At 57.6% G+C, this 16655-nt stretch carries 16 protein-coding genes; 9 read left to right on the forward strand and 7 right to left on the reverse strand.

What is annotated here, in order from left to right:
* Nucleotides 1-59: 59 nt before the first annotated feature.
* Both JMF85_RS28390 and JMF85_RS13075 read left to right on the forward strand, forming a co-directional pair.
* Complete coding sequence (locus JMF85_RS28390) at nucleotides 60-185, forward strand: hypothetical protein (RefSeq protein WP_269103323.1); 126 nt, start codon at nucleotides 60-62, stop codon at nucleotides 183-185.
* Between the two features lie 52 nt (nucleotides 186-237).
* Entirely contained in the window at nucleotides 238-1116 is an 879-nt protein-coding gene (locus tag JMF85_RS13075) for a VOC family protein (RefSeq protein ID WP_127606978.1), read from the forward strand.
* A gap of 162 nt (nucleotides 1117-1278) precedes the next feature.
* Here JMF85_RS13075 and JMF85_RS13080 read toward each other — a convergent pair whose 3' ends face one another.
* The 6 genes from JMF85_RS13080 to JMF85_RS13105 all read right to left on the reverse strand — a co-directional run bounded on the left by JMF85_RS13080 (nucleotide 1279) and on the right by JMF85_RS13105 (nucleotide 7209).
* The gene (locus tag JMF85_RS13080) at nucleotides 1279-2280 is read right to left on the reverse strand and encodes an aldose 1-epimerase (RefSeq protein ID WP_236595847.1); all 1002 of its coding nucleotides are present in this window, start codon (nucleotides 2278-2280) and stop codon (nucleotides 1279-1281) included.
* A 92-nt stretch (nucleotides 2281-2372) separates the two neighbouring features.
* The gene (gene fdhD / locus JMF85_RS13085) at nucleotides 2373-3176 is read right to left on the reverse strand and encodes a formate dehydrogenase accessory sulfurtransferase FdhD (RefSeq protein WP_201318348.1); all 804 of its coding nucleotides are present in this window, start codon (nucleotides 3174-3176) and stop codon (nucleotides 2373-2375) included.
* 20 nt (nucleotides 3177-3196) lie between these two features.
* Nucleotides 3197-5551, reverse strand: coding sequence for an FdhF/YdeP family oxidoreductase (locus JMF85_RS13090; protein ID WP_201318349.1), 2355 nt, complete (start codon nucleotides 5549-5551; stop codon nucleotides 3197-3199).
* A gap of 138 nt (nucleotides 5552-5689) precedes the next feature.
* On the reverse strand, nucleotides 5690-6052 hold the full coding sequence (locus tag JMF85_RS13095; RefSeq protein WP_054796737.1) for a Na-translocating system protein MpsC family protein: 363 nt from the start codon (nucleotides 6050-6052) through the stop codon (nucleotides 5690-5692).
* Between the two features lie 170 nt (nucleotides 6053-6222).
* Nucleotides 6223-6756 (reverse strand): glutathione peroxidase, encoded by a 534-nt coding sequence (locus JMF85_RS13100; protein WP_054796736.1) that lies wholly within the window; start codon nucleotides 6754-6756, stop codon nucleotides 6223-6225.
* A 3-nt stretch (nucleotides 6757-6759) separates the two neighbouring features.
* The gene (locus tag JMF85_RS13105; protein ID WP_054796747.1) at nucleotides 6760-7209 is read right to left on the reverse strand and encodes a MarR family winged helix-turn-helix transcriptional regulator; all 450 of its coding nucleotides are present in this window, start codon (nucleotides 7207-7209) and stop codon (nucleotides 6760-6762) included.
* Between the two features lie 281 nt (nucleotides 7210-7490).
* Here JMF85_RS13105 and JMF85_RS13110 point away from each other — a divergent pair, with 281 nt between their 5' ends.
* Genes JMF85_RS13110 through JMF85_RS13125 form a run of 4 tightly spaced genes read left to right on the forward strand, consistent with a single transcriptional unit; the run spans nucleotide 7491 to nucleotide 11964 of the window.
* Nucleotides 7491-8063 carry a TetR/AcrR family transcriptional regulator gene (locus JMF85_RS13110; RefSeq protein ID WP_127606970.1) on the forward strand — a complete coding sequence of 191 codons (573 nt, stop codon included), beginning with the start codon at nucleotides 7491-7493 and terminating at the stop codon, nucleotides 8061-8063.
* Nucleotides 8064-8102: 39 nt separating this feature from the next.
* Nucleotides 8103-9377, forward strand: a complete 1275-nt coding sequence (locus tag JMF85_RS13115; RefSeq protein ID WP_201318350.1) for an HlyD family secretion protein — start codon at nucleotides 8103-8105, stop codon at nucleotides 9375-9377.
* 6 nt (nucleotides 9378-9383) lie between these two features.
* Entirely contained in the window at nucleotides 9384-10634 is a 1251-nt protein-coding gene (locus JMF85_RS13120) for an ABC transporter permease (RefSeq protein WP_127606966.1), read from the forward strand.
* Nucleotides 10635-10656: 22 nt separating this feature from the next.
* The gene (locus JMF85_RS13125) at nucleotides 10657-11964 is read left to right on the forward strand and encodes a TolC family protein (protein ID WP_201318351.1); all 1308 of its coding nucleotides are present in this window, start codon (nucleotides 10657-10659) and stop codon (nucleotides 11962-11964) included.
* 171 nt (nucleotides 11965-12135) lie between these two features.
* On the opposite strand, the gene JMF85_RS13130 is transcribed toward JMF85_RS13125, so the two are convergent.
* Nucleotides 12136-13005 (reverse strand): AraC family transcriptional regulator, encoded by an 870-nt coding sequence (locus JMF85_RS13130; RefSeq protein WP_236595848.1) that lies wholly within the window; start codon nucleotides 13003-13005, stop codon nucleotides 12136-12138.
* Between the two features lie 130 nt (nucleotides 13006-13135).
* Here JMF85_RS13130 and JMF85_RS13135 point away from each other — a divergent pair, with 130 nt between their 5' ends.
* The 3 genes from JMF85_RS13135 (at nucleotide 13136) to JMF85_RS13145 (ending at nucleotide 16594) form a co-directional block, all read left to right on the forward strand.
* The gene (locus tag JMF85_RS13135) at nucleotides 13136-14503 is read left to right on the forward strand and encodes an MATE family efflux transporter (protein ID WP_201318352.1); all 1368 of its coding nucleotides are present in this window, start codon (nucleotides 13136-13138) and stop codon (nucleotides 14501-14503) included.
* 143 nt (nucleotides 14504-14646) lie between these two features.
* A complete protein-coding gene (locus JMF85_RS13140) occupies nucleotides 14647-15465 on the forward strand; it encodes a dienelactone hydrolase family protein (protein WP_127606960.1) in 819 nt (272 codons plus the stop codon).
* A 166-nt stretch (nucleotides 15466-15631) separates the two neighbouring features.
* Nucleotides 15632-16594, forward strand: coding sequence for an acetylxylan esterase (locus JMF85_RS13145; RefSeq protein WP_201318353.1), 963 nt, complete (start codon nucleotides 15632-15634; stop codon nucleotides 16592-16594).
* Nucleotides 16595-16655 lie beyond the last annotated feature (61 nt).

Raw genomic sequence — 16655 nt, forward strand, 5'->3', positions numbered from 1 at the left:
CTTAGTTTTTTTGTTTAATTTTTCACATTTGGAATAATTGGAGTATAATGAGAGTTAATATGAATGAAGCAGATGGGCGCAGCCGCCGTTATTTTTCATGGCGGTCAGCCCGCGCGGAACGAGCGTGGCGCCCGGGTCAGCAGGGGAAATTGAAAGAAGACGTTCGCGAAGCGGTCATCCCTTGACGAAGCGGACGATGACCGTAACCGAATGAATGAAGAGAGGGGAACAAAGCATATGCAGGCAAATCATCTCCACGAGAAGACAAGGCTTGGACCGGTCCACTTGAAAGTGAGCGAGCTGGATCGGTCGGTGCGCTTTTATGGCGAGGTTGTCGGGCTGCGCGAGCTGCACCGCGCGTCCGGGAGGGCTGTGTTGACGGCCGACGGGGACGAGTCGCCGCTGGTCGTTCTGCATGAGCTGCCGAACGCTATCGTCATGCCGCGCCGAACGACCGCGGGGTTGTATCACTTTGCGCTGTTGGTGCCGAATCGCCGGGCGCTCGGTCTGTCGCTGCGCCACTTGCTGACGTGCGGCATTCATGTCGGGCATAGCGATCACTTGGTCAGCGAGGCATTGTACATTCAAGATCCGGACAACAACGGCATTGAAATTTATGCCGACCGGCCCCGTGAAACCTGGCGGCGCGACGAGAGCGGCCGTTATGTGATAACGACCGATCCGCTCGACGTGGACGGATTATTGAAGGAGGCGGGGGACTCGCCGTGGGAAGGGCTGCCCGCGGGAACTAGTATCGGGCACATTCATTTTCACGTATCCGACCTGCTTGAAGCACGGCGGTTTTATATCGAGACGTTAGGCTTCGACCTGATGGCGTCACGGGATTCGGCGATGTTCGTCTCGGCCGGCGGGTACCATCATCACGTCGGGCTGAACACCTGGGCCGGCGTTGGCGCGCCGCCTGCTGCGGACGATGCGGCGGGGCTCGCTTATTATACGCTGGTCGCGCCGACGCCCGAAGAGCTGGAGCGGACGACCGCCCGGCTGCGTCAAGCCGGGATCGCGCTGGAGCAGGACGGGGAAGCTTGGTTCGCCCGCGATCCGTTCGGCATTACCGTCAGGCTGACTAGCGAAGAGGCTATCCCTAAAGGGTAAAACCCAATGCGATCATCTTAACGGTACAACTTCGAAACCAAGTATAAAAGAAGAACCTTCAAAACCACTCTCAAAGTGGGGATGAAGGTTCTTTTCATCTCACTGCATGACAAAACCGTTCGATCCAGAGGGAGCGAACGGTTTGGCGATGCGATGTTCAGGTTAAGCCCGGATACAGTACAAGCGGCTCGTCGCTTCCCAGATTTCGCCTTGCGCGAGCGAGAACAAACCGATCTCCTCGGCCGGCAAATCGACGTTCGGAGCGTTGACGAGATTCGTTTGCGGCTCGGGGCAGAAGAAGCCTTCGGTTGCATTGTTGTTCCAGATCATCCAATGCTTGTAAGACGTGCCTGCGTCATAGACGAGCTTGACTCCAAGCCGGGAGTCGGTGAGTTCCATCCGGTTGCGGCCGTTCTGCGGCTCCGCCGTGTAATGGTTATCCATCGGCTCGAAGAACGGCGAAATGCCGCCCGATTTGATCGCTTCTTCTTCCGGCTTCAGCGTCTGGAATCTGCCCGTCGGCAGCATCCGTTCGCTCATCTCGCGACGCCGGCCGATCGTCATTGTAAAGCGGCAGTCGGCTGCGGTGCTGCCCGGAGCGAATGGCGCATTGACCGCTGTATGGAAGGCGAGCAGGCAGGGCATAAGTTCCGTGCCGTCGTTGCGCACGAGCACGTGCTGGCCCAATCCGTCTTCCGTCAGCGTATAGGTGAGCCGGAACGTAAAGGCGTGCGGCCAAAAACGGTATACCGGATGGGCGGCGTCAACCTTCTGCGTGAGCGTCACGTAGCTGCTGTTCGAAGTCGTACCGTACGTTTCCACGACCCAGGGAATATTGAACAAGAAACCGTGCAAATGGTTGCCTCGCGCCGTTTCGTTCACCGGGAATTGATAGGTGGCGCCGTTCCAGGGGAACTTGCCGTCCTCGATCCGGTTCGGCGGGAAAAGCACCGGCATGCCGTGAATCACCGGACGCGCTTTGAAGCTCTCCATCTCCTCAAGCGCAGGTTCGTGCAAAAAGCGGTAGCCGGCCTCCGTATCGCGGAACGCGATCAGATTGGCGCCGATTTCGGGCAGAACAGCCGCTTCGTAACGGCCCGCCTGCAGCCATACCGCCTTCTCGCCTTGATAAGTATCCTCATAAGCTTTGCATGCGAAAGTCACAATAGTTCCCCTCCGTCTAGTCTCGTCCATCCTACATCATAGCGGGTGGAAGGGCAGCTTGCCATTAAAATAACAACCTAAACTATTAATATTTAAACCTCGACGTCCGGCGAAGCGATACGCTCCCGATGCGTGTAAACGTTCATGGACGAGCCGCGGATGAAGCCGACGCACGTAATGCCGAGGTCGTCCGCCAAGGAGAGCGCCAGATCGGTCGGCGCCGACTTGGAGAGCATCACGCCGACCCCGATTTTCGCCGCCTTCAGCACGACTTCGGACGATAAGCGTCCGCTGAACGCGATAATTTTATCGCTCGTCCGCCACCGGTTGCGCAAGCAGTGCCCGAACAGCTTGTCGAGCGCGTTGTGCCGCCCGATATCCGCGCGCGTCGCGAGCACATCGGTGACCGAGCAGAGGGCCGCATTGTGCAGGCCCCCCGTGTTGCGAAAGTCAACCGAGCTTCGCTGGAGCGTCTCCATCAAGCTGTAAACCTGCTCGGGCTTTATACGAATTTGCGAGACCGATGTTTTTGCGGTCCGCACATCGTTTTGAAAATAAAACTGACGGCTTTTGCCGCAGCAGGAACCGATAAACCGCTTGGCGTAATATTCCTTGCCGACGGATTGGGGGCGTATCAATTCGACGTAAGCGATGCCGCGATCCTCGTCGACGGACATCGTCTTCAACTCGCCGGCTTGCCGAATAACGCCCTCCGACGCCAGAAAACCGACGACCAGATCGGTCAGCTCGGTCGGCGAGCAGACGATCGTCGCGAATTCTTCGCCGTCCACATACAAGGTTAGCGGGAACTCCTCGGCAATCTCGTCTTCTTGCTCGATTGCGCCTTGACCGCTGAATTTCATCATATGCCAATGGGTCGTCAGTTTTCGTGTCATGGACTCGCCCTCCGATCGCTTCAGCCGAGCGTTTCCATTTCGAGCTCGGCGACTCGTTTCTCAACGTAACGCGTATCTTTCAAAGCATGATACGTTTCCGCTTTTTCCACCACGACGGCGGTATTGTATTCGGGGATGCCGGCGAAAGCCTCATACACGCCTTTGGGAAACAGCATGTTGCCTTCCGGCCAATACAGCTCCACATTGCCGGGGGCCACCTCCGCAGTTTTCGCCCGGCCGTGGAACGTGCCGAACTGGTTGTAAACGACAAGGGCATCCCCGTCCGCAATCCCCAGCTTCGCCGCATCGGTCGCATGCAGCAGCACGTCGTAACGGTCGGCAGCATTAAACGGGTCGTGGCTGCCGTAAATCATGGAATTAAATTGCTTGCCGCGCCGCGTCGTCGCGTAGAAATGCCCCTCCGGCTTGCGCCGCTCCGGCAGTTCTACCGGGATCAGTCTGCCGCGTCCATCCGGCGTCGGGCAAATTCCATCCTCGCACAGCCACGCATTGCCCCATTGGAACACGTCGCCCTTCGCGCGCAGATGCTGGATGCCGTCGTAATTGGGAGCGGCTCTGGCGATTTCCTGGCGGATGCCCGCCGCATCCGTCAAGCCGAGCACAGAGGCGGAATCCGGCCGCACGAGCGCCGCAAGCTCCGCGTAGATGCTCCACTCCGCGCGCGCTTCCGGCATGCGCGGACCTTCGATTTCCGGCGAAAAGTAGACCATCCGCTCGGTGGAAGTGGACGTGCCGCCGCCCGGCTGTTCATAACGGGTCATCGCCGGCAAGACGATCACGGCTTCCCGGGCGTCGACCAGGGTTGAGGTGTTGAGCACGATGTCTTGATGGACGCGGATGTCGACCTGCTCCAGGCAGGAGCGGACGAAGTCCGGCTCGGGCATCGTCTCGAGGAAGTTGCCGCCGGACGTGTAGAACACCTTCAGCTTCCGCTCATGATCGTCCGGGAGCAGCGCATTCTCGAGCGAGACGCCGACGATGTCGCCCTGCCACTTCGGCAGCTCGAAGCCCCACTCGCGCTCGATCCGCGCGATGTCGTCGCCCTTGAACTCGCCGCCCGGCAGGCTGAACGGATCGGCGCCCATTTCGCCCGAGCCCTGCACGCCGCTATGCCCGCGAATCGGCATCAGGCCGCAATGCTCACGGCCGAGAAACCCTCGCAGCAGCGCCAAATTGGCGACCTGCGAAATGTTATCCGTGCCGAAGCGGTGCTGGGTCAGCCCCATGCTCCAGACGAAGACGGCCGATTTGGCTTCCGCCAGCAGCTCGGCAAATTCCCGCATGCGCGCCTGGCTCAAACCGGAGGAGCGTTCCAGTTCCTGCCAATCCTGCTGAAGCACGTGCGCCTTCAACTCTTCGTATCCGTTTACATGCGCCTTGATGAAGGCGTGATTGACGGCCGATCCGGGAGCTTCCGTCTCCATCTCGAACCAGCTCTTCATGACGCCGTGCATGAAGGCGATGTCGCCGCCGATATGCACCTGGTAGAAATCGTCGGCGAGCTTCGTCCCGAACAGCGCCGATTCCGGAATCGACGGGATCCAGTAACCGTCCATCGCCGGCTCGCGATACGGGTTGATCATGATGATTTTCGTGCCCTTGCGCTTCGCGGCGTACATATATTTGGTGGAGACGGGCTGGTTGTTCGCGGCGACGCTGCCCCAGAAGACAAGCACGTCGGTGCCGATCCAATCTTTATAGGTGCAGCTGGAAGCTCCGATTCCGACCGAGCGCTTCAAGGCCGTCTTGGACGGCGAGTGACAGATGCGCGAGGCGTTGTCGATGTTGTTCGTGCCGATGAAACGGGCAACCTTGGCGGCGGCGTAATAAGACTCGTTCGTGATGCCGCGGGCCGTCAAATAAAACGCCAGCTGCTTCGGGTCGATGGCGCGTATTTTACCGGCGATCGTCTGCAGCGCTTCGTCCCAGCCTACACGGCGGAAGCGCCGCTCTCCCTTGCCGCGCATCAGCGGGTAGGGAAGCCGCCCGAGCTTGCGCAGCTGCGCGCTGTCCAGCTTGCGCAGCTCGTCGATATCGGCGTGCAGCATGTCCGGGCGGATCGCCGGCATCGTGTTGAGCCGCAGCACGTTCAGACGCGTCGTACACAGATGCGGGCCTTCCAGCGTCTGATCGTATAACCCGGACACCCCGAGCGCGCAGCCGTCGCAAACGCCCTGTGTCAGAATGCGGGCCGCATACGGCAAATTGTCGCGGTTCTCCCAGGCGACCTTCAGCGTATCGCGAATATGATGCGGCTTAATTCGTCCCAAGCCGAACGGCATTCGGCTGACCCAAAGCTTCGGGTCGGGCTTCCCAGGCAATTTTATGCGGCCGCTATGTTTCGTTTTTCCCATTGTACGTCCTCCTTAGAAGTGTCGGTCTGGTATAAGTTCAATAAAAAAACCGCCGAGACGTTACTTTTTCGCATGAAAAAGCTTCATCTCCAGCGGTTAGTCTCCAGCAGGTTCGCTGCCAAGCGCCAACGTTTGACGTTATCGGTCGCCGAATTTATTTTGGATGTTCTGATCAAACACGAAGATGGACATGCCGAAATCCTGATCGATGTCGATATCGACGAACAAATCGACGAATGCAGCTCCCAGCAGCTGCTCCATCTCGGTTGGAGGGTGACTGCGGTAAATATCCTTGACCCATTGCGTGCGGGCTTCCCGCAGCATTTGCTTCCCGTCGGCCGCGTTTGCGATAAATTTCTCGACCGGGGAGAGATTGCCTTCCATCTCGCAGATGGCCCAGTTCTTGCAGAAGGTGGTCGTGATCCGGCCCGGGCCTTTGCCCATATGACGCTTTCGGTACGCTTTGACCAAGTTGCTGAATTCGGCTTCGTATTTATTCATGCTTCGACCTCCGATAACCGTTAAACGGGTAACAGGTGCGCTGTCCCATATCTGACGGCAAGCAGCAAGATATAGTCTTAACAAAATAATCTTAACAAGAAAGCGTTACCGTGACAAGACAAGAAAAAACCTCCTGCTCGCACACACGGCGAACAGGAGGGGGCGGGGGACTACAGCAGCGCTTCGATATCGGCTGTTAACGCAGCCGGCGTAACGGGCGGTTCGAAACGTTTCACGACGTTGCCGCTGCGGTCAATCAGGAACTTGGTGAAATTCCATTTGATCTCATTGCCTTCAAGCAGCCCTTGCTGCTCCAGGAACGAGGCCAGCTTGCCGCCGGTCTGCGGGTCGATTCCTTCGAACGGAGCTTGTTCCGTCAAGTAGGCGAACAGCGGATGCTTATTTTCGCCGCGCACCTCGACTTTGTCGAACAGCGGGAAGGTGACGCCGTAATTCAGCGTGCAGAACGTGTTGATTTCTTCATTCGAGCCGGGCTCCTGCGCGCCGAATTGATTGCAGGGGAAGCCAAGGATTGTCAAGCCGCGGTCTTTGTACGTTTCGTACAGCTGCTGCAGCTCGTTGTATTGCGGGGTGAGTCCGCACTTGCTGGCCGTATTTACGATAACGAGCACCTTTCCTTTGTATGCCTCTAAAGAAACTTGCTCTCCGCGGATGTTGTTGGCTTTAAATTCGTATACGCTCATGGTTTATTCCTCCGTTGTTTTGAGATGGACTTGCTCCAATAAGGAAGTGAGACGCAGACGCAGCGCTGTCGTTTCGTCTTCCGTCATGCCGGTGACACAAAATAGTTTCTCGGGAAGGTCGTAGGCCTTCTCTTTAAGCGCGGCGCCCTGCGGCGTCAGCCGGATGCGCACGTTCCTCTCGTCCTGCGGGTCGCGTATGCGGGTAAGCAGCTTCAAGGCCTCCAGCTTCTTCAAGAGCGGGGTCAGCGTTCCGGAATCCAGGTATAGCCGTGCGCCAAGCTCCTTGACCGTAATGTCATCCCGTTCCCAAAGCGCCAGCAGCGCTACATATTGCGTATACGTAATGCCCAGTTCGTCGAGGTGCGGGCGGTACAGCTTCGTAATTTCGCGAGCGCACGCATAAACAGCGAAGCAGAACTGATTCTCGAGCTTCAAAAGTTCATCGCGATTCAGGATTTGCAAACCTCCTTATATTAGATTGCTTGAAATTAAATTGTATAAAATCTATTTACTGAAACTACTTTACCATCCGTAAAGAGCGAAGTCAATGTTTACGCTGCGAACGGTGTGAATTTGTATCGAACGACGTTTTCCCGACAGGTCCTATCCATAATAAAAAGGGCAAAGCATGGCGCCCTGCGCATGTAACAGTTGCATTAGAAAAATACGGATGGTATAGTGGAAAATGACCTCAGAACCCAATTGTTATTTTGGTCAGTACAGGAGATGGATAAATGGATCCTAAAAAAACGGCGATCTTGGATGCGGCGAAAAAATCGTTCTCGCTTTTTGGCTACAAAGGCACGACGATGGGGCACATCGCCAAAATCGCAGGAGTCGGCAAAGGTACTTTGTACTTATATGTGACAAGCAAGGAAGAACTGCTGAACGAGATTGTCAGCGTATTGGTGGAAGATATGAAACGAACGGCGGAGGAAGCGATCGGGCAGGGCGCCACCGTCTTTGAGAAAATCCACGGGGCCATCTACGCCGCGCTTATGTTCAGGAAGGAACAGGAGCTGCTCATCAAGCTGGCGCACGAGGTGAACGAATTCGGCAGTCAGGTGACGGAGAACGCGCTCGACCAGATCGAGAATCAAATGGTCGACTACATTTCGCAGCTGATCGAACGCGCGGTCAGCACCGGGGGGATGAAGCCCTGCGATCCGAAAATTACCGCCTTTATCGTCTATAAGCTGTATCTGGCGCTCGTTTACGATTGGGAACGGCAGCATCCGCCGCTCACGGATGAACGCATTTTGGAGCTGCTGCAAACGTATCTAATGAACGGCCTATCCACGAAATAGGCTGCTTTTTTTCATCATCTTTTATGCGGAGGGGTATTTATGCGCTTTATTCGACCATTGGTTTATTCAGTGATGTCGGTGGCCATCGGTACGGGAGGCTTTCTGCTCACTACGAAGCAAGTAAACGGAAGCACGCAAGCCGGAGCTGCCGTGCAGCCGACAGCTTACATTGAATCGAACGAGGTTAGCGCCAGCTTTAAGATCGGCGGCCGCGTTACCGAGATTCTCGTGAAAGAAGGGGATACGGTCAAGAAAGGCCAGGTGCTGGCCCGCCTGCAAAGCACGGAGCTGGAGGCGAAGGTGGCGCAGGCCAAAGCGGCCGTGGCGCTCGCCCAGGGCAAGATTGCCGAGGCGCAGGGCGCAACCGCTACCGCTCAGGCGAAGAAGGCGCAGGCGATCGCCGGCGTGACGGCTACGGCCGATGCGGCGGATCAGCAAATCGCCCAGGCCGAAGCGGCGGTGAAGGCGGCGCAAGCGAAGGTCGACGGGCTGCGTAACGGCGCCCGTCCGGAAGAGAAGAAGCAGGCCGAAATTCAACTGCAGGCGACCAAGGAAGTGTACGCCCTCGCCGAGCAAAACTTGAAGCGGATGCAGGCGATGCTTGCGGAAGGCCTTGTGGCGCAGGCCGACGTCGATAAAGTGAGCGTGAGCTATCAGGAAGCGAAAACGAAATATGAGCTGGCGCAGCAGCAGTACAACCTCGCTCAGCAAGGGCCGCGCGAGGAGGAAATACGCGCAGCGGAAGCGCAGCTGGAGCAGGCCAAAGCGGCGCTCGGCCTCGCCCAGGCAGGCCGCGAGCAAGTAGCCGTGCGCGAAGGCGACGTTGCCGCAGCGAATGCGGCCATACAGCAGGCGCAGGGCGCTGTGCAGTCGGCCGGCTCCGCCGAGCAGCAGGCCAAGGCGGCGCAGGCTGAAGCGGAAGCGTATCAGAGCTACACCGAGCTTATCGCGCCAAGCGACGGAGTGATCCTGGCGCAGGGCGCACAGCCCGGCGAACTGGTCGGCTCGGGCTTCCCGGTTTTTACCATTCAAGCGACAGACGGCCATTGGGCGAGATTTTATATGACTGAGACGTCGCTCGCCGGACTGAAGAACGGAGACCGCGTCAAGCTGAAGCTGATCGCGACGGGGCAGGAACTCGAAGGCAAGATCCAGTCGATAGCGGCGGCACCGGATTTTGCGGTCAAGAAAGCGACGCAAACCGCGGGCGAGACCGACGTGCGCTCGTTCGGCGTGAAGGTTGAGCTGCCGCAGCTTCCGGAAGCGGCTGCGATCGGCATGACGCTGCAGTGGAACGGTAAAACGGAAGGGTGATCGGTCGTGACGGAGCTTAAAGTAGGCGGCGTCATTGCCGACGAGTGGAGACACATTATCAAAGACAGGCGGCTGTTCTTAATTCTTTTCATCGTGCCGGTCATGTATACGCTGCTGTTCGGCTCGCTTTATACCCACCACAAGGTGACCGAGATGACGACGATTGTCATGGACGAAGATCAAAGCCCGCTCAGCCGTCAAATCATTCAAGCTTTCGAGGAAAGCGAATCGTTCCAGGTGACGCGCGAGGCGCATACCGAGGAGGAGGTCAGGCGAGCGATCGCCTCCGGGGAAGCGAAGGTCGGGTTGTTCATTCCGAGCCGGTTCGAAGCGAGCTTGAAGCAGGGCCAGACGCTGCCGCTGCTCACGTGGGTCGACGGCAGCAACATGCTGTACTCGAATTCCGCGACCAAGGGCGCGAACGAAGTCATCACCACGTTCAGCATGGGCCTGTCAGCCAAAAAAATGAAGCTGCAGCAAGGCCTGCAGGACGAACAGGTGGCGAACGTGCTGTCGCCGATTCCGTTTCGCTATCGGGTACTGTACAACCCGACGTTTAATTACAGCGACTTTATGATGTACGGTCTGGTCGGCGCCATTTTGCAGCAGGTGCTGTTTCTCGGCATTTCGCTGACCGTCACGCGGGAGAAAGACGGCGGGACCTGGCAGCGTTATGCGGCATGGAAACGCGATCCTTGGCGGATCGCGTACGCCAAGACGGCGCCTTATTTCCTGATCAATTTGTTTAACACGACGATTGCGCTGCTGATCGCGTCGTATTTATTCGGGGCGCCGCTTGCCGGCAGTTTGTTCGCCGGGCTGGCGGTCGTGATGTCCTTCACGTTCGCGGTGTGCGGGATCGGGTATTTGATCAGCATGTTCTCGGGCAATCAGCTCGGGGCGACGCAGACGGCGATGCTGATCGCGGTGCCTTCGTTCCTGCTGTCCGGCTTTACCTGGCCGTTCGAAGCGATGCCGAGGGCGCTTCAGGTTCTGGGGCATCTGCTGCCGCTGACCTATTTCCTGGACGGGGTGCGCAGCGTATTCGTGAAGGCGAACGATTACAGCGCAATCGGTTACGATTGCCTGGCGCTCGTGATGATGGGACTCGTGACGTTCATGGCGGCGATGCTGCTGACGCGCTTTGCCGTGTTTCGCAAGACGACGCCGGAGGATGCGGCTGCGCCGGTTGCGGTTCGCGCCGAGCCTGCGGGAACGGGAACCGCAACCGGAAACGGAAGCGGGCTTACCCTATAATATTGAGGGAGATGGAACGAGAATGAACCGAAGAACATTTGCGGGCTTTTGCGCCGCACTTTTGATTGCTGCCGCTGTCCAACCGGCCGTTTATGCCGAGACGGTAACGGAAGATCCGAAGCAAAACCTGTACTTGAGCGCCCCGGTCCTGGAGACGGTCGCTTCGATCGACTTGCCGTCGGTGCTGGAACGTGCGTTGACGGACTCGAACAACCTGCAGCTGCTCCTGTTGAAATATGCGGCGTTAAACTCGAAGGAGCAGGATTTAAAAGCACAGCGGGAATCGCTGGTAGGCGGCTCGTTCACAGGCGGACATTTACCGGATACGCCCGAGGAGATGGTCGCCGGGATGAATGCGCAAGGAGTAGCCGTCGATCCGGCGGACAACCTGTGGCTCGGGCCGGTGACGACCGTCACGAATAAGGCGATCAATCAGCTTATCCAAGGCATGGGTACGATGAGCGCCGGCATGAATGAGATCATCCAGCAGCAGCGCGAGCAATTGAAGACGACGGCGCACCAGTTGAGCACGGACCAACGCAACGCGCTGCTGCAGAAGGACGAGGCGGTTGAAGCCATCCGGCTGCAGACGACCGCCCAATACGTGCAGCTGCTCGGCTTGAAGAAGCAGCTTGCCTTTATGCAGGATTACGCTTCCGTGCTGGACAAAGAAGTGAAGAAAGCGATGCTTTTCCGCGAACAAGGGCTGGCCTCGAACGAAGACGTGCTGACGGCGACCAAAGCGCTGAACAAGCACAAGGACGAGCTCGCCCTGCTGAACCAAAATTACAAGCTGGCGCTGGTGCAGCTTTCGTTCGACATCGGGATCGCGTACAATCCTTCGCTGGAAGTGAAGGACATCGCGATCGTCACCGTAGAACCCGTGCAGCGAGCGGATACGGAAACGATCCTGAAGAACGCCTATCAGATGAAGATGAGCGCGAACAATATCGACGAAGCGGCGTGGCAGCAGTCCAATACGGTAACCCAAAATACGTATGGGGGCAACTATTTGGGCGTAAACCTGGCGATTTCGGGCATGAAGAACGAGCAGACGCAGCTGGAGCTGACGAAGAAAATCGAGGCCGTGTACACGGAAGCGGAGAACGCCTATCTGGCCTATACGACGGAAGCGCGGAATACGGCCGAAGTGAAGGCGGACTTGAATAAAATGAAGGTGCGTTACGACGCAGGCGTCCTGTCCAGGCACGATTTGCAAAAGTTCGAGCTGAAGGTGCGCGGGCAAGAGACGACGCTGGAAGCCGCGAAGCTGAAATATTTCGTCCTTCGCGAGAAATCGCGCGCGATGGAGAAAGGGTTTATCTCGTAATGGGAAATGGGCTGTGCCGGGCTGATCAAGCCGGCGCAGTCTTTTTTTTGTGAGCGGCAGCGCCGGGCCGGATACGTGCCGCCTGCCCGGCCCCGGCATGCCTTCGCTTGAAGGCATGCCGGGGCTTTTGGCACGGAGCGGAGGCGACTTCTTTCGCTTGCGCGGTTGCCTTTACTGGAACCGGCGCCGGTATTCGCGAGGCGTCGCGCCGACATATTTCACGAAGCAGGAGGTGAAGTAGGCGGCTTGATTAAACCCGACGTCGTCGGCGATGCGCGTGATCGGCAGATCCGTTTGCAGCAGCAGCAGCTTGGCCTGCTCCAGCCGGTAATGCATCAAGTATTCGAACGGCGAGCAGCCGAACTGCTTCTGCATGCAGCGCGCGATATAAACCGGATGAAAATTCAACGCTTCGCCAAGCGCCTGAGCCGACACGTTCTCGTGGTAATGCTGCCGCAAATAAGAGGCCGCCTGATCGGCGCATCTGGCGGAGGACGCCGTCTCGTCGGACTGCCAGGACTCATGCAGCCGCTCCAGCAGGTTCTGAAACAACGTCTGCTGTTTCCAGCGGGACAAGCTGTCGGAACGGGCGCCCAGTTCGATCATCTGATCCATAAGCGCGAACAGCTTGGCCGGCTTCGGGATATGAAAAGATTGGGGGATATGAAATTTGATGGTTTGCGGAATGAAAACCCGCAGCCGATCCGGAATCTTTTCCTCCCGGTCATCGCTCGTTTCCGATTCGTTCGGATCAGACACGCGCCACTCGCCGGACGTTTGGAAGTGGAGCCAATAATACAACGTTTCCTCCTGACAGGGTGCCGTCGGATAATGATGTTTATCCGGGCGCAAAATCAACATGTCACCGGCTGAAACCTCGTATTTCCGGTCTTCTTCGGCGATGTACAAGCAGCCGCTGCGCACAAGCAGCATATCGAACACACCGATATTCCGACGGTTCGGATGTTTGAAGCCCGGCTCGTTCGCCGCGAAACCGTTCACAATGAAATAGGGCATCGGCGGGACGGACAACTGTAGCACAGACAGCGCTTTCACCCCCTTACTATAGGCATGTAAAGTTTGAATTTTAATAGTTCTGGTTGCAAATATGATATATGAATCCCAGTATACCATCTATAATGTGTAATGACGACAGGAGGGATTTACGGACATGACGGATACGCACAAAAAAATGACCTTATGGGCGCTTGCGTGGCCCGTTTTTATTGAAATGTTTTTGCAATTTTTGCTCGGGACGGCGGATACGTTTATGGTAAGCCGCATATCCGACGATGCGGTGGCCGTTGTCGGGATCTCAAACCAGCTGTTTAACGCGGTGACGATTTTATTCGCCGCCGTGGCGGGCGGAGCCGGTGTGCTGATCGCTCAGCGGATCGGGGCGCAGCGGAACGAAGATGCGCGCAAGATCGGCATCATGACGGTGAAAGCGTCGATCGTGATCGGGCTTGGCTTGAGCGTGCTTCTTTACTTCGGCGCGGCCCGCGTAGCGGCCTTGCTGCAGCTGGAGGTGTCGCTGCTGCCGCTTGCCAGGACGTATATCGCCATCGTCGGGGGCGGCATGGTTTTGACGGCTGTGATGTCGACGCTCAGCACCGTCATCCGCAGCACGGGCGACACGCGCACGCCGATGTTCGTCGCCATTGGGATGAACGTCGTTCATATTATTCTGAACTATTTGCTGATCTACGGCACATTCGGGTTCCCGGCGTTAGGTTTGGAGGGTGCGGCCCTTTCCACGGTCATGAGCCGATTGGTCGCTTCGATAGTGCTGGTCATCGTTTGGGCCGGTGCCTTTTCCCGTCGGCTCGAGTGGAGCGACTGGAAGCTGTATGACCGCCCGATGTTTCGCGAAGTGCTGCGTATCGGTTGGCCGCTGGGCCTGAACATGGCCTCCTGGTTTTTCTCCCAGCTGGTCATTTATGCGTTCGTCGCCAAATTGGGCGCGTCGACCTTAGCCGCAAGAACGTATATGAATACGCTGGAATCGTTTTGCTTCCTGCTCGGCTTCTCGGTGGCCTTGGCCGTCCAAATCCAGATTGCCTATTTATACGGCGCCGGGCGCAAAGAAGAGGCCTACCGCAGCGCATACCGGGCAACCGGCAGCGGTTTGGTTATCGTCTTGATCGGTGCGCTGCTTCTTTATGTATTAGGCGAGAGCATATTGTCGTTCTTCACTCAAGATGCGGGCATCTTGGTGATCGGCTTGTCGCTGCTCGGGTTGAATTTGATTTTACAGCCGGGCAAAATGGTCAACATGGCGATGGGCAATGCTTTAATCGCGATCGGGGACACCCGCTTCGTCGTATATAACGGCTTTTTCTCCATGTGGATCGTCGCCGTAGGGCTGTCCTATGTGCTCGGCATTCAGTCGGGGTGGGGCTTGATCGGCATCTATGCGGCGATGATCGCCGACGAATATTTGCGCGGCTTGCTCGTTACCGTCCGCTGGAGCAGCAAAAAAGCGCTGAACAAAGCCTTGACGCCTCCGGACGCGGCTCAAGTTGCCGTTCATCCTTAGCTTCGTTATAATTAAATAAGCGCATCGGATAAGAAGCATATCCGACCAGGTCAACAAGAGGCTTTATACCGGAAGAGGAAGACCGGGTAAAGCCTCTTTCCTATGTGAAGCGCATGCTGAAGAAGCCGAAGGAGGAACCGAACATGAGTTTGATCGCGGACTGGGTCCGATACGGCCCGGAAGGAGCGTACACCGGGTATGCCGCAAGACTGGCTACGGCGCAAACGCCGCTTCCCGCCGTTATCGTGCTGCAGGAAATATGGGGCGTGGACGAGCATATCCAGGACGTCACGCGGCGTTTGGCGCAAGCGGGCTACGCAGCCTTCGCACCCGACCTTTTCGCGAAGGACGGCGAACGATTGCCGGCGCTCGGTGCCGGTCAAATCGAGGCGGCGAAGCAGTTCCTGAACACGCTTCCGCCGTCCGCATGGCGCAATGCGGAAGAACGGGATACCGCGCTGGCGCGGCTCCCCGAGCACGAGCGGTCGGGGATCTCCGCTACGCTGAACCGGCTCTTCGACCTGGGCGGGCTGCAGGACGCGTTTCGCACGCAGGCTGCCGAAACGGCCGTTTACTTGCGCGAGGTGTGCGAGCACTCGCGGGGACAGCGCGTCGCTTCTGTCGGCTTCTGCATGGGGGGCGCGCTGTCGGCGGCGCTGGCCGTGAGGGACGAGCAGCTTGCAGGAGCCGTCATTTTCTATGGCTCGGCTCCAGCCCTGGACGCGCTGTCCTCCATCCGGTGTCCGGTGCTTGGTTTATACGGAGAGAACGATAAGCGGATTACGGACGAAGTTCCCGCGTTCGCCGAGGCGATGGAGCAAGCGGGCAAACGCTTCGACTACCGGATTTATCCGGACGCCCCGCACGCCTTCTTCAACGATACGCGCCCGAGCTACCACGTTGCATCGGCCAGAGCGGCCTATGCCGAGACGCTTCGATTTCTGCAGGAGACGCTGAGCTAGGATGCAGCCTCTGGAGCCGCCCTTCATGCGGAGCCGGAGGCTGCTTTATTTAAATCTGCCGGAAGAGCGAATCGGGCGCGCCATGATACCGTTGAAAAGCGGAATGTCACCGCGTATAGTTGGAATGAAGAACCAATTTTCCAGTGAATAAAAAAGGATGATGATGATGCCGTTAGTTGACATGCCGCTTGCCCAATTGCGTACCTATGAGGGCCGCAACCCCCGGCCGGCCGATTTTGACGCTTATTGGAACCAGGCGCTTGAGGAAATGAAAGCGGTCGATCCGCAGGCGGAGCTCGTGCCCGCCGAGTTTCAGGTCCCGTTCGCGGAATGTTTTCATTTGTATTTCAACGGTGTGAGGGGCGCTCGCATTCACGCCAAATATGTCAGGCCGAAGCAATCGGAGGGACCGCATCCGGCCGTCCTGCATTTCCACGGGTACACAGGCAGCAGCGGCGACTGGACGGATAAGCTGGCGTATGCGGCGCTCGGATTTTCCATCGCATCCCTCGACGTTCGCGGACAAGCCGGCTTGTCGGAAGATTCGGGCGGCGTCTTGGGCAATACGCACCACGGTCATATCATTCGGGGCTTGAACGACCCGGACCCGCGCAATCTGCTGTTCCGCCACATCTTTCTCGATACGGCGCTGCTGGCCTCCGTCGTCATGGGCTTCCCGGAAGTCGACGAGGCAAGAGTCGGCGCCACCGGATGGTCGCAAGGCGGCGCGTTGACGATTGCGTGCGCCGCCCTCGAACCGCGTATCCGCAAGGCGGCGCCGGTTTATCCTTTCCTGAGCGACTACAGACGCGTCTGGGAAATGGATTTGTGCAAAGACGCTTACGCCGAGCTGAAGACGTTCTTCCGCCATGCCGATCCGCAGCATATTCGGGAGGACGAAATTTTTACGAAGCTCGGTTATATCGATATTCAACATCTGGCGTCCCGCGTCGGGGCGGACGTCCTCGTCGGCGTCGGATTGGCCGATACCGTGTGCCCGCCTTCGACGCAGTTCGCAGCGATTAATAAGATGAAGACGACCGTCCGCACGGAAATTTATCCGGACTTCGGCCATGAGAACTTGCCGGGGATGCATGATAAAATTATTCGTTTCTTAAGCGCGTTGTAAAGCTCCAGAAGGTCAACGGTGCAGAGCCGGGCTTTCCCTTGGCGGGAGGCTCGGCTCTTTG

Source organism: Paenibacillus sp. EPM92 (assembly GCF_016586185.1).
Taxonomy (GTDB): Bacteria; Bacillota; Bacilli; order Paenibacillales; family NBRC-103111; genus Paenibacillus_G; species Paenibacillus_G validus.